Source organism: Aeromonas finlandensis (genome assembly GCF_000764645.1).
GTDB lineage: Bacteria > Pseudomonadota > Gammaproteobacteria > Enterobacterales > Aeromonadaceae > Aeromonas > Aeromonas finlandensis.
The window spans coordinates 25,018-38,300 of sequence record NZ_JRGK01000051.1 but is presented as its reverse complement, the minus strand read 5'-3'; the positions used below and the strand labels follow the sequence as shown (position 1 = coordinate 38,300).

At 55.1% G+C, this 13,283-nt stretch carries 10 protein-coding genes; 3 read left to right on the top strand and 7 right to left on the bottom strand.

Going from position 1 to position 13,283, the window contains the following annotated elements; genetic code table 11:
* Nucleotides 1-181: 181 nt before the first annotated feature.
* Genes LD28_RS0106795 through LD28_RS0106785 form a run of 3 tightly spaced genes read left to right on the top strand, consistent with a single transcriptional unit; the run spans nt 182 to nt 2,230 of the window.
* A complete protein-coding gene (locus LD28_RS0106795) occupies nt 182-787 on the top strand; it encodes a DUF2975 domain-containing protein (protein ID WP_033136231.1) in 606 nt (201 codons plus the stop codon).
* 9 nt (nt 788-796) lie between these two features.
* Entirely contained in the window at nt 797-1,006 is a 210-nt protein-coding gene (locus LD28_RS0106790) for a helix-turn-helix domain-containing protein (protein ID WP_033136230.1), read from the top strand.
* Between the two features lie 6 nt (nt 1,007-1,012).
* Nucleotides 1,013-2,230, top strand: coding sequence for a hypothetical protein (locus LD28_RS0106785; RefSeq protein ID WP_033136229.1), 1,218 nt, complete (start codon nt 1,013-1,015; stop codon nt 2,228-2,230).
* A 77-nt stretch (nt 2,231-2,307) separates the two neighbouring features.
* On the opposite strand, the gene LD28_RS0106780 is transcribed toward LD28_RS0106785, so the two are convergent.
* From LD28_RS0106780 to LD28_RS0106755, 7 genes are all read right to left on the bottom strand, one after another.
* Nucleotides 2,308-3,462 (bottom strand): 3-phenylpropionate MFS transporter, encoded by a 1,155-nt coding sequence (locus tag LD28_RS0106780; protein WP_033136228.1) that lies wholly within the window; start codon nt 3,460-3,462, stop codon nt 2,308-2,310.
* Between the two features lie 402 nt (nt 3,463-3,864).
* On the bottom strand, nt 3,865-4,398 hold the full coding sequence (locus tag LD28_RS22880) for a hypothetical protein (RefSeq protein ID WP_156120127.1): 534 nt from the start codon (nt 4,396-4,398) through the stop codon (nt 3,865-3,867).
* A 1-nt stretch (nt 4,399) separates the two neighbouring features.
* Nucleotides 4,400-6,907 carry a pesticin C-terminus-like muramidase gene (locus LD28_RS23605; RefSeq protein WP_033136227.1) on the bottom strand — a complete coding sequence of 836 codons (2,508 nt, stop codon included), beginning with the start codon at nt 6,905-6,907 and terminating at the stop codon, nt 4,400-4,402.
* Nucleotides 6,908-6,916: 9 nt separating this feature from the next.
* On the bottom strand, nt 6,917-8,998 hold the full coding sequence (locus tag LD28_RS0106770; protein WP_033136226.1) for a type VI secretion system Vgr family protein: 2,082 nt from the start codon (nt 8,996-8,998) through the stop codon (nt 6,917-6,919).
* Between the two features lie 363 nt (nt 8,999-9,361).
* Nucleotides 9,362-9,880 (bottom strand): type VI secretion system effector Hcp1, encoded by a 519-nt coding sequence (gene hcp1, locus LD28_RS0106765; RefSeq protein ID WP_005332563.1) that lies wholly within the window; start codon nt 9,878-9,880, stop codon nt 9,362-9,364.
* Between the two features lie 227 nt (nt 9,881-10,107).
* Nucleotides 10,108-10,908: a LuxR family transcriptional regulator gene (locus tag LD28_RS0106760; RefSeq protein ID WP_033136225.1), complete on the bottom strand. Its 801-nt coding sequence runs from the start codon at nt 10,906-10,908 to the stop codon at nt 10,108-10,110.
* Nucleotides 10,909-11,126: 218 nt separating this feature from the next.
* On the bottom strand, nt 11,127-13,232 hold the full coding sequence (locus LD28_RS0106755; protein WP_033136224.1) for a TonB-dependent hemoglobin/transferrin/lactoferrin family receptor: 2,106 nt from the start codon (nt 13,230-13,232) through the stop codon (nt 11,127-11,129).
* Between the last annotated feature and the right edge of the window lie 51 nt (nt 13,233-13,283).

The following is a 13,283-nucleotide window of genomic DNA, read 5'->3' as shown; positions in this document are numbered from 1 at the left end:
AGTCTAGAGAGGCAGCAGCCAAAAGTCATCCCCCAACAAGCACATTAAAATTATCGTTTTTCGATAAGTTTCGTCTTGACTGAATATCGTAAAACGATAAACATTCGCCTATCTACATATTGATAAACAATAAACTTCAAGCCATTTCGCCAGCGGAATGGCACCCACCATGAGGTTCATGATGAGAACAACCAAACTCGAACGCCTGAGCGTTCTGATCGAGTGGCTGCTGCTGTTTGCCCTGCTCGCCACCCCCACCATTACCCTGATGGAGACCTGGTCCCACCTGTTGGGTGGCAATGATCTGCTGCAAGATGAGCTCAACCAGATCATCCACAGCAGCGGCTCTCACATTCTCAACGGCGTGCCGCTGGCCAATGGTGATGCGTCCCCCCCCTTGCCACCAGCTGTCGACTATCCACTACACAACGCCAACCGGCTGCTCGGCACCTTGGTGCAGTTGATGCCGGATCTGGTCTTCATGCTGATGCTGTGGCAACTGCGCCAGCTGTTTCGCGGCTACCGCCACGGCCTGCTGTTCACCTTCGAGCAGATCCGCCGCTACCGACAGATCGGAGTGCTGCTCTGCGTCTCCTTCCTGGTCGAGCTGATCCAGACCCCCTTGCTGGATACCGTCCTCACCATGAGTGGCCCCGAGATACATGGCTCAGTCTCCATCAGCTCATCCGATTTCCGGCTGCTGCTGGCGGGCCTCATCGTGCTGGCGCTGGCACTGGTGATGCGCGAGGCCAAAGTGCTGGCCGACGAACAGCAGCTGACGGTGTAAGGGGAGCCTATGTCCATCATCATCCGGCTCGATGCCCTGCTGGCCGAACGCAAGATGACCGCCCGCGAGCTGGCACAGCGCATCGACATCACCGAGGCCAACCTCTCGATCCTCAAAAATGGCCACGCCAAGGCGGTGCGCTTCTCCACCCTGGAGGCCATCTGCCGTGAACTCAAATGCCAGCCCGGCGATCTGCTGGGCTACGAGCAGGAGCGCTAACTCCTTATGAGTCGTCATCTCACCCTGTTTGCCCTGTGGCTGCTGCCGCTGTGGGCCTTCGCCACCGATAACGCGAGCGGCCCCCGCTACCTTATCGAGCAGGGCGCCAGCGCCAATCTGTTGCAAATTCACCTCACCATGCAGGGTGATCCCCCCTTTACCCTGCTCCCCGCCCGCCAGTTGCCGGGCAGTGCCGCGCCGGTTTCCCCCGCGCTGGTCTGCCTTGAAGACAGCCAGCCGGTTGCCCTCAACCAGCCCTTCTCCTGCAAAGAGATCGGCTGGCAGATCACTCTCACACCGGCGCCAGCGCTGGGGGCGGATGCCTCTGCCCAACAGTCACTGCTGTTTGCCCCGAGCCAATGGCTACTGACCGAGTGGGGCAATCTGGTGCGCCAACAGGGGAGCCGCCGAGGGGAGATCTGTCTGCCGGATGGCAGTTGCCAACCGCTGCCGGATGTCAACCAGCCGCCGCTGATCCTGCCATTTGGTCTGGACACTGTGCCCGTCACCCAGCCGGACCCAAGGCTGGTGCTGAGCCATGACGAGACCGCCAATCAGCTCGATCTGCCCGCTCTGCAACAGCAACTGGGCGACATCATCGACTATCTGGCCTTCCAGCTCGATGTGGCCCCGCCGACCCGCCTGTGGCAACTGGTGTGGCTGGGGCGGGATGTGGCGACTCGCTCCCTTGGCGGCGCAGCCGGAGATCAGGTGTTTATCGCCAACTACCCCACCGAGGCTGGCAAACCGACGCCACAGGCCCCCTTGCGCCTGCTGCGCACCTCGGCCCACGAGGCGGTGCACATCCTCAGCGATCGCCGCACCGCCCCCCAGCCTACCTGGGTCAACGAGAGCCTCGCCGAGTACCTCGCCATCAAGGCGCTGCGCCGCTTTCGGCTGCATCAGGTCACGGCGGTCAACGAGCTGGCCGAGCGGGGCAAACTGCTACCCCATAGCGAGAGCGGCCTCTATCGGGCCGCTCGCGAGGTGCTGGCGGGCGATCGATCCTACTACCCGCTCTTTTACGTCAAGGGGAGCGCCTTTTGGGAAGCGCTGGAGCGAGAGCTGCAACACAATGACGCCACCCTGGCCCGATTGCTACCCCAGCTGGGCTGGCTGCCGGATGGCCGCTTTGATGAGGCATCCTGCGAGCTGTTGGCGGGCGCCATCGGCTCGGACACCTGGCGCCGCCTCAGCCGCCACTATCTTGGCGAGCAGCAGTAACGCCGCAAACCGCAGCAACGAAAAAGGGAGAGCCATGGCTCTCCCTGTTACTAGGTGATGATTCAGATAGACCGGTATCAGGCCGGAGCACTCTCCTGCGCAGACGGCCCAAAGGAGCGCAGCCGCAGGAAGAACACCGGCAAGACCACCAGCACCATCAGGAAGAAGATACCGCCACCAAGGGGCTCGAACAGCACACCGCAGACAGCCATCAGGGCGGCCACCGTCATGCCGAGGCCAAGGGCCGCATAGAGCGCCTGGGTCGGGATCAACTGCTCGGCGGGCAGCTGGCGAGTCATGAAACGCACCGCCCCGAGATGACTCATGCCGAACGTGACCGAGTGGAGCAGTTGCCCCAACACCAGCACCCACAGCTCGGTCGAGGCCCCCAGCAATACCCAGCGCACCACACAACCTATGGCACCGGCGATAAAGAGGCTCTGGGCGCCAAAGCGCTGCAAGAAGCGCTTGTCGGCAGCAAACATGCAGATCTCCGCCACCACCCCGAGCGCCCACAAATAGCCGATGATGGTGCCGCTATACCCTTGCGCCTTCCAGTAGATGGCACTGAAACCGTAATAGGCGGCATGGCTCCCCTGCAACAAGGCCGTCAGCAGCAGGAAGCGGCGCACCGGCGCGCTGCGCAGGGTCGCCAGCAAAGAGGCCTTGGCCCGCTCGCCCTGACTATCCTGTGGCGCCGGATAGAGCGGCAGCCAGCTGAGCAGCAGCATCAGCACCAGCCCCGCCACCATGGTGTGCAAAATCCACTCGCTGCCGAAGTTGCCCACCAGCGCCCCCACCAGCGTCGAGGCGACGATAAAGGCGAACGAGCCGCACAGGCGCACCTTGCCGTAATCGAGGTGCGCCTGCACCACCATGCGGGTCGCCAGCGCCTCACCCACCGGCATCAGGGTCGGATAGATAAAGTTCGCCAGTAGGGTCAAGCCCACCAGCCACCAGAGGTTATGACTGAGGTAGAAACAGAGAAACGCCAGCAGACTGAGCAGGGAGAGTAATCGGGTAACCGGCAGCAGATGGCCCGCCCCCTTGATCTGCCCCATCACCATCAGGTTGCCGGCAAAGCGGATCGCCATCCCCGCCCCCAGCAGCAGACCTATCATCTCGGCGCTGACGCCCACCCCCTCCAGCCAGAGCGACCAGAACGGCAGATAGGCGCCGTAGACGAAATAGAAGGCGCCGAAAAAGAGCGCTAACCAGGAGAACGCGGGCATATGATCCTCTGCAACCGGATGACGGGAGCAGAATGATAACCCATCCGCCCCCACAGATCCCGATGGGGGCCCCGCAGAAAAATCGAAAAAACCTCAATAAAATTGAACTATTAGCGAAGGAGCAGGGTCTACTTGGTAACACCTCCTCCTGGTTAGTGTTGCAATCCTTCCACCCGCCCATGGCGGGTTTCTTTTTTGTCCCCTAATCACTTTTTTCATTACCTGGATCTGCAGAACGCATTCAAACTTAAATCCATCTTCACAACGAAAAATCATCTGGATACAACAAATCTTCGAGCTATCCTGCAACTCAAGATAAAAATACACCGGCGTTAAGCCGGTGTCAGGTGATAACTAGAACGGTACAAATCGAGCTTACGAGCTCTATGAACCTTCCTTTATTTATGCACCATACTTATCAACAAGATAATTTTTAATTTTTTTGGCATTGTCTAATGCATAATTTTGCATTTTACCATTTTTTATAATCTGATAACCAGAAAGAGCATCATCAGTTTCTGAACTTAAATTTAGTTCATACTTTCCTTCTTTACCTTTTCGATATGTTTTAATTTCATAAAAATAAGGATATTCTATACCATTATTTTCATAATTTACATTCCAGCGAAGAAGTATAGCAACATTCCTCTCTTTATTTACAGGAACAAAAAAAACAGACATTAATTCCACTGGTGCATCTGAATGATAAAAAGTATCAATCAAATGATTTTGCGTTCCCTTAGGTGACTCATACCCAAGATAAAACTCTATATCTTTTTTATCTGAAGTGCTTTGAAAGCAGATATATCCTTCATTGAAGGATATATCTCTGAAAGGGCCCTGAATAATTGCATTGTTGTTATTACCACACGCATGTGCATATGTTGAAAACAAAAAAATAAAAATGAACAGCAACCTACTTAAAATACTAGTCATATCATTCTCCCCCTGCCAATTCTTCTTCAATAAATTTAGCTTCACCTTCACGGCGGTCTCTTAGGCCCCGCTGGTTAGCCCATAACCTTTTCATACTCCTTAGTCTGGCAGGTATGTTTTTAATATTCCCTTTAGAAAAATCATCGCCTATTTCTCTCATTTCACGACGACTATCTATTGGATCCCCTATTTTCGGTTTTTTTAATGATGGACCTCTGTTATAAACCAATGACAATATGGCACCAGCACTATCTGGAGGTAGGTTAATAGCTTGTGGGTAAGTGTTGACAACAACTTGACAGTATCGTTCCTTTAAACGCATTGCCATATCTAGTGCTCGTTCTTTATCAATCGAAATGTCAGATAATTCATGAACAATAGCTCTTGCATTATCCCCTTTTTTACCAATTGCGGTTAACAAACGCTCCACCTGTGGAGCCGTATAATAATCACTCAACATAGTCCGTGCTGATGAGATTTCTTGTTGTCCTAAATCGTACCCATACCCAATAGTAACGCCACTTGACTGATCTCCTTTGGGGACATATGGTTTGGGCATGTATGCTTCCCAAGACAATATAAATTCCGCAGATTTTTTAGAAATTCTATAAATCCCAAGAGTGGTATTAAAATCGATTGTATCCCCGCTTGGGTGCTGCTCTGTTATTAATGCCATTATTCCTATTGGTGAAAAATGCCAAACCTCTTTCTCCAGCTTTAACTTGGTCGCACTCTGCATCCACTCCAGCTTATCGATACGCTGCTTTTCATGATCAACCAGTAAATCAAAGTTTGGCAGGCCAATCTTGGTCATAAGCTTATCCAGCCATTGATAACTGCTGGCTGAAGACTTTTCATACCACTCGCTGAGATGTTTGACAATGAGCTTGTGCAACTGCTCACTGTTTTTCGGATTGCTCAAAGCGGCATGAATTTCGCCGCTGCTCAGCTTGCCATCCTTATTCTTATCAAAGCTTTTCACCAAATCAGTAAAAAGGGAAGGCGGCGCATCGGGATCCAGATAACCGTCGGAGCCACTACCATCAACCTTTTTAAAACCGATCTTCAACCAGTCATGCTGACTCAATAACTCAACTTGCTCATTATTGACATATTTATCTGATGAGACACAAATCCACTCCTGCTTGGCAGCATCCTTTTCCAGCTTGGGTGATTCAACCAGCGCTTCCTTGCTTTTATCCTTGGTTGCCACCCACTTGGATTTGCCTGCCTCACTCTTCTTCTCATGGAGGATCAAATCGGCAGGCACTTTGGCATAGATTGCACCACCTTGCGTTCCCGCCTTGTTGGCCAGAACATCGTCCAGACGGGGATCTTGAGTAAACACCTCAAGATGAACCTGATGCTTGCTCTGTTTGCCCCCAATCAGGGACCCCGGTGTTTCCACCAAGCCGAGATAGCCTATGGTTTCACCCGCAGCAATTACCACGGGAGATGGCAGCACATATAGCTCGTCGAGATGGGAAGGGGGAAGCCTTTTAGCTTTGATAAATTCATCTTCAACGCACACCCAGGCGAGACCACAATTCCCCTGAGCGTCACTCCCACTCGGCATGACATATTTGCATCTGGCCATCTTGCGCGCTTTATCACCAATCCAATGGAATTCGAGTTGGTGGGCATCATACTGCAACTTGGTGCCAGCTGGCAGTGAGACATTGCCACCGCCAGCCATCAAGCGACCACTTTTATCATCCAAGACAGGATCTGCACGCCCAGCCATGTCCTTCAATAGCTCTGCATCTATCTGATCGAATAGCCAGGTTGGCACATTGGGCTTGATAAAGGTCACGGCATCCGGGCTATTGGCGATCCAGACTGAACTCCCTTCACTGACCAATACACCCGCCTTTTCAGCCTCTTTTATCTGGGCATTGGACAGCTTACTCTTGATCTTTACCTTGATAAAATCATACTCCTTGCCCCCAACACTTCCCTTTTTTTGGGGAGTGCTGCTATCCATCTCCAGTTCAGTATCCTTAGGCAAAGTGAAACGGGGCAAGGCAGCATCGGCACGCTGCTGCTCTGCATCAGGATTCGCATGGGGAACAGAATTGCGAGCATTCCAACCCTTTTTCAACACCAGCTTCTCGGTACTTTGGTACTTATCCCAAGGCAACAGGTGCATATAGAGCGAATAAAAGGTGAACTCGTTTTTAGCTTTTGTTTCTGCATTGATTTCACAATATTCGTGTTGGACTAGACAGAAGCAGTTGGAATAACGCAGTGACTCCCCCTGAAATTCAGAGGTCAGATAATCCTTCATCATCCGAAAAGCCACGACTTTGCCGTCAGCAATGGCTCGGACAGGATATTTATCCTTGCACCAGGGGGCGCTCTGGTCGCTGATATGAATACCACCGTGCCATTTGTTGTGATTGCCAAGGAGATAATGACCGGATTTTTCGCCATTAATAAGTGCAGTCAGCGCTTTGACATCCTTGAATTCTTCACCTTTGGCAGTGAGGATGGGAAATGCAAACTTCATGCTTTCTCCTTATTCAGAAAAGAGATAGAACGCAGCGGGCTTCTCTTCTTTCAAGAGCGCCTCCATCGCCTTCTCGGTAGGAATGGCCTGGACCAGTTCAACCAGTTCCGGGGCTTTGACCACCTCAACCCCTTTGGGAGTAACGGGAGCCTGACCAGCCCAGCCAGAGCCTGCTCCCGGGCTGCCGCCGGCATTGAGTTTGATGGCGGGGCCGACCAGCTTGATGCCACTCGGGTCAACTTTCACAAAACTACCGCCGCCCTTGAGAGTGATCTCGGAGCCCGCCTCCAGCACCAGCTTGTCACCCACCTTGATATGCACCTCTTCACCCGCTTCCACCAAGAGAGATTGGCCTAGCTTCTGATGCAGGGAGGCATCCACCGTCAGCGAATAGTCCGCCTTGATGTGGTCGCGTTTTTCACCTTCAACTGTCAGGTGGTCATTGCCGAGGCTGGGCGGAGCGCCATCCTTGCCCGGCACCTTTCTGATGCGGGTGACCCGATCAAAGTCGATATCCCGATGCTCGTCATGCTTGATGTGCCAAGCGGCGTCGTTCTCTATCAGCACATTCAGGTCTTTCTGACCGTGGATATAAATCTCTTCCTGCCCCGCCTGGTCTTCAAAACGCAGCTCGTTGAAACCCTCGCCCTTGTGAGTTTCGGTGCGTAGCACGGTGCGAGTCTTGTTGGCCGGTAAGTCGTAAGGTGGCCGGTTGGTGGCATGGAAGGTGCGACCGGTCACGATGGGCTGGTCGGGGTCACCTTCGAGGAAAGAGACGATAACCTCATGACCGATGCGCGGAATCGCCATCATGCCATATTGGCCACCGGCCCAGCCCTGGCTTACTCGCACCCAGCAGGAGCTCTGGTCGTTACTTGAGCCGTAGCGGTCCCACGGGAATTGCAGCTTCACCCGGCCATGCTCGTCGCAGTAAATCTCCTCCCCCTCGGGGCCGACCACTATCGCGATTTGCGGGCCATCCACCATCGGCTTGTAGGGCGCCTCGGGGCTGCCAATGCGGGCGCGCCAGGTGGTGCTCGCTTTCACTACGCCAAATTCGTTGTAATAGACTGTCGGGCCGCTGCCGCCCTCCTCTTCCAGGGCCTGGGGTTGTTCGCCGGTATGGCGGATATGAACGATTTGCCAATCGGTGTTGAGACTGCCGTTGGGGTGTTCGGTCAATGAAAAGTGCTGACCCGGTAGCAGAGCTGCGCTGTTGGACTTGCCGCTGCCCGCCACCGCGTCGTTGCGCAGGGCATCGAGCCGATGCTGGGCAAACGCCTTGCCGCTCGGGTCCACTTTGTAGCGACCCGGGTAGTCGAAGTGCTGGTAGGTGTCGCGCTGATGCTCAAGCTCTGCGCCCTGCTTTTTGTGGGAGAGGCCATAAGCCGGGGTCTTGAAGCTGTAGTCTTTGAGTTCTACATCCGAGGGGCGCACCGCCTCGCGGTAGTGGAACTGGCGCACGTAAGGGCCTTGTTCCAGCGAGCGGTTGCCGAGGTTGAAAAAGAGCTCGGGGCCGGCGGTCAGGGCAGCCGCATCGTCGGCAAAGACGATGCGGTGTTTGCCTGCTTCAAACTCGTGGAAGTAGAACAAGCCCTCTTCGGCGGCCAGGCGATTCACAAAATCGAGGTCGGTCTCGCGATACTGGACGCAATACTCCCGTTGGGCGTGCTCGCTTTTCAGGGCAAAGGCGTAATCGGTAATGCCGTGCTCTTGCAGCAAGATGCTGAGGATTTCGTCAGGCTTCTGGGCCTGAAAGATACGGGAGTTCTGACGCAGGCCCAGTCGCCACAGCGCTGGTTTGACTTGCAGCTGATAGCGGGTTCGGCGAAAGCCACTGTCCCCTTGGGCAAACTCGCTCACTACCCCGCAGACCCGGCGTTGCAGCTCGCCGTTGTACCACACCATCAGCTCGCATGGCTGGTCCAGCACGGCGCCAAAGTCGACATCAGGCTGACTACTTGCCAACTCCAGCTGCAGGTTGAACGGCCGGTTCAGCCCCTCATCCAGCTGGAAACTGGCCACCACGAAGGTGCTCTCGGGCAGCGCCCCCACCTTGACGGTAAATTGCAATCCGGTTTGATTAGCCATGGCTCTCCCCTCTTGTCACGGCCAAGCTGTGCCTGAGCCCTTGCCAACTCTTGCGCCCACACACACCCTCGCCGCGCAGCCACGCTACCGCCCTCTCCGGTGCCGCAAGGGCCACCAAAGATAAGGGGGTTATCAGGTTACGAGCGGTTCGGGTCTGCATCACAGGACACCCTTTAGTGCTTTGCCATCCCTCCGCGCTCACCGGCTGGGCATCAAACCCCGGCAGGGGGATGGCAAAACAGAAAAGCTCCAGCCAACCCGTTGGCCAGGCTGGAGAAAATGCACAGTACAAGAAGCCGGTTGAACAACCGGCTCAAAGACACATAACTACTTACAAGGAATACCAAAGTACCGAAGCAAGGCTTACGCCTCGATGGGGGCGCGCCAGTCGTCCGCACCGGAAGTACCGGCAACGGTGTGCTCCCAGTCAATCTTGCGGTAAGCCATGGAGACCTGGATAAGTTGAGTGAAGTCAGACTTCGCCGGGTCCTGGCAGTGGGGCATCTGGCAGTCGATGTCAACGATGGTGGCATCGGTCAGCACGGTAGAGAAGAAGTGCTCCTGCTTGCCCTCAACAGAGGTGCGGTACCACTTCAAGGTCACTTTCGGCAGCATCTCGCCGGAGGCCAGGGAGTTGTACATCAGCGGTACGGCTTTGTTCAGCGCAACAGTGAACTTGAACGGCTTGTGGACACGCTGACCGGCAGGCTGGCCGGATTGCGGGTCGGTCGGGACAGTGACAACGTGTTGGAACTCTTGCACCAGCATCTCGTCTTCGTGACCTTGTACGAAGATGTTGCCGACGGAATCGGAGGTGAAGGCACCGGCGGTGATATTGCCCTGGGTTTTACCTTCGATGCTGATATAACATGGAGTTGGCATGGGTATGCTCCTAAATAGATTGGTTAAACGAGATAGCACTCGACCAAACCTTTAGCAGCGACCATGCCACTTTTTTACTCCTTATTTATCAGTGAATTACACTCAACCAGTTCTCGCTCGGCGCACATAAATGCAATAAGTTGCGCAATGTCATCACACTCACTGGCAAAACTGACCTTTTCAGTAATTTCATCTGCGTAATGAGCAAGCTTTTGCGTTAGGCAGCATCATGCACTGTCATCATCCACATTTTCGATCTGGGCCGTGTCAATGTTCAGTCTGACAACCCCCTGCATCAGCGCCCAGGATATCGCCTGATTTTTGCTGCTTGCCCCCAGCTTCTCCGCGATCCGCTCAAGATGGAAAGTGACGGTTCTGGGCTTGATCCCCAGGATCTGGGCAATATCGCTCACTTGCTTGCCTTCGGCGGCCCACTGGCACACCTCCTGCTCCCGTAACGTCAGCTCTTCCTGAGGCTGCTTCACACAAAGACATATACGGGCCACCGCCTCAAAGACATGCACAGCCAGCCAGCTTAAAAAAGGAGTGGCAGTCAGCCACTGATGTTCGGTTCGGGGCGTGCGAGTGATCAATGACAACAAGCCAACATGGCCATTTGCCCCGCGCCAGGGAATCGTGATCCCGTCGCGCAGCCCCATCTCTTGTGCCTGCAGCATCACCTCCAGCCCCGCAATATCCTGCTGCTCGCAACACTCGGTGATGAGGTTGGCCCAAAGGATTGGGGTGCTCTGGTTCATTCCTTTGCGCACAACAGGATCTACCGTAAAGAAACGCTGTTTGTCATAGGTCTGCACCCACTCGGTAGGGCAGCCGTTGAAAATCCTCACGTCAGGACGCTGAATCGAACTGGGAAAGATGAATCCCAGCCGGAAGTGGTCAAATCCCATCTGCTGGCTCAGGGTGCGCAGCAGAGTCACTATGGTCTGCTCGTCAGAGGCCTCATTGAAGCGGGCTATCAGCTCAAGGGCGTCGGCAATGTCGAGAAAATAGTTCGATGTCGAAGTCAAAAGCGAGGCACACCCATTGTAAAGAATTACTAAATGTCATTAACAATGAATCAAATAGCATAATATCTCGCCAACACAAAGAAAAAGGCGAAGCCAATGAATAACATAGCGTGGCTGGGTCACATCACGCCTGGCTACATGTATAAAAAATCCCCGCCTGTCAGGGCGGGGATCCGGTGCGGGCAACAGCCCTCGATCACTGCGTGTATTGTCTCTCTTTAGAATACGTATTTGACCCGTGCACTCAGGTTGCGGCCCGCTTCGGTCATCAGGCTGTTATCGGAGCCCTCGGCACGGCCGGCGATGCGCTCGTAGCTGGTGTACTCCTTGTCAAACAGGTTGAAGACCCCGACGTTGAGTTGCAGATCGGTCATCGGGTTGAACTGGGCATACATATCCACCACGCCCCAACCGGCCGCCTTCTCATACTCCTTGCCATTCGCATCCTTGCGCACCTTGTCCATGTCATCGGCAAAGCGCAGCGCTGTGTTGAAGTTCCACTGGGCCTGCTCCAGACGCACACCGACCGAGCCGTTGAGCGGGCTCAGGCTGTTGATGTAGTTGCCATCGCCATCCTTGCCGTCGATGTAGGCGAGGTTGCCCCAGACATTGACGATATCATTGAGCCAGTAATCCGCCTTGGCTTCGACCCCTTTGGTGGTCGCCTTGCTCAGGTTCTGATACTGGTAGACGGCGGTGCGCCCCTCTTTGCCCACTTCGACCATCTCGATGAAATCATCGAACTTGTTGTAGAAGCTGGCCACTTCGTAGCTGAAGCCGTTGTGGCTGCCACGCACACCGAGATCGATCCCGTCACTGCTCTCCGGGTTGAGATTCGGGTTGGGCTCGATGCGATAGCCGTAGGCCTGATGGTTCAGGGTGGAGAAGGCGCTGTCATACATGGGCGCCTTGAAGCCGTGGCTGTACTGGGCGAACAGGTTGGCCGCCTCGTGTGCCTTGAATACCAGCCCCAGCTTGGGCGAAAGCTCCCCTTCCGAGAATTTGTGCAGTTGATCGCCGGTGTAGGCGGGATCGTTGTCCGGCGTCATCCGGTAGTAGTCATAGCGGGCGCCCGGGGTCAGCACCCAGCGCTCGCCAAACTTCATCTCGTCGAAGACCCACAATGCACCACGCTCGCTGGTGGTGGCCGGGAAGCTCAGCTCGCTGTAGCCGACAAAATCGTTCGGTTTGGTCGGCCCTTTGTAACGGGTACGTTCATTGTCGGTGTGCTCGTACTCGGCCCCCCAGGCCAGACGATGGTTAGCCACCGCCTTGTGGAACTGCAACTGGGCCCCGAGGTTCTTCTGATCAAACACGTTGTGATCCAGCGAGTTCTTGGTCACATAGGGGTTGCCTGGCATCACCGGGTATTTGGACGAGGCGTACTGATCCATCGTCTGCTTGGTGCGTCCGAAGTAGAGCTTGGTATCCATCCGGTCGGCCCAACCCTGATTCAGTGCGATGCCGTGATCCAGCACCAGCGAGAGGTTGTCGGTCTGCTTGTCGGTGATGGGCTGATCGAAAACCTGCGCCATCCTGCTACCGACCTTGTTCAACTTGATCGCATCCGGCTCCTCGCCATCGGTCAGGTAGTCGACAGTCAGCTTGAGGAACTGCTCATCGGAGAGATTCCACTTGCTCTTGAGCAGCAGGGCGTGGGTACCAATATCGAAGTCGTTCTTGGTGGAGTCGTAATTCTGGGTCACCCCGCCATCGCGCCAGGTGTAGCGAAGCAGGTTCTCCACCTCGCCGGTACGCAGGGCGCCGGTAAAGCCGGCCATCTTCTGGTGGCTGCTGGAGGCGTAACCGCTGGTCACATCCAGATAGCTATCCTTGCCCTTGAGGAAATCGCTGGCATCCTTGGTGGTGATGGCAATCACGCCACCCAGCGCATCGGAGCCATAGGCAGCAGAAGCAGGCCCCTTAGCCACTTCCACCTGCTTGATCATGTCGGTATCAAAGTAGTTCTGGCCGACCCCGCCCTTGCTGTAGGCATCGTTCTGGCGCACGCCGTCACGCACCACCTTGACCCGGTTTTCACCCATGCCGCGGATGACGAAGGTCTGGGCATCCCCCTGACCACCGAGCACGGTCACACCGGGCTCGTAGCGGAACAGATCGGCGACATTGGTGACGACCTGCTCTTCAATCTGCTTGGCGGTGATCACCGAGATGGGACCGGAGACATCTTCCAGTTTTTGCTCCATCCGTGAGCCGCTGACAACCACGACTTCATCCGCCTTCTGGGTGGCAGCAAAGACTTGGGAGGAGAGACCGGCCGCCACGGCGAGGGCAACCAGAGAGAGTGCGTTATGATGGGTCACAGCGAATCCTTATTGAGAACGATTATCAAACAGGCCGCATCTTACTTGCCC

Bases quoted from the DNA above. Each gene is read 5' to 3' on its own strand.
- hcp1 (WP_005332563.1), bottom strand. From the start codon at position 9,880: ATGCCAACTCCATGTTATATCAGCATCGAAGGTAAAACCCAGGGCAAT.
- LD28_RS0106780 (WP_033136228.1), bottom strand. From the start codon at position 3,462: ATGCCCGCGTTCTCCTGGTTAGCGCTCTTTTTCGGCGCCTTCTATTTC.
- LD28_RS0106790 (WP_033136230.1), top strand. From the start codon at position 797: ATGTCCATCATCATCCGGCTCGATGCCCTGCTGGCCGAACGCAAGATG.
- LD28_RS0106795 (WP_033136231.1), top strand. From the start codon at position 182: ATGAGAACAACCAAACTCGAACGCCTGAGCGTTCTGATCGAGTGGCTG.
- LD28_RS0106785 (WP_033136229.1), top strand. From the start codon at position 1,013: ATGAGTCGTCATCTCACCCTGTTTGCCCTGTGGCTGCTGCCGCTGTGG.
- LD28_RS23605 (WP_033136227.1), bottom strand. From the start codon at position 6,907: ATGAAGTTTGCATTTCCCATCCTCACTGCCAAAGGTGAAGAATTCAAG.
- LD28_RS22880 (WP_156120127.1), bottom strand. From the start codon at position 4,398: ATGACTAGTATTTTAAGTAGGTTGCTGTTCATTTTTATTTTTTTGTTT.
- LD28_RS0106770 (WP_033136226.1), bottom strand. From the start codon at position 8,998: ATGGCTAATCAAACCGGATTGCAATTTACCGTCAAGGTGGGGGCGCTG.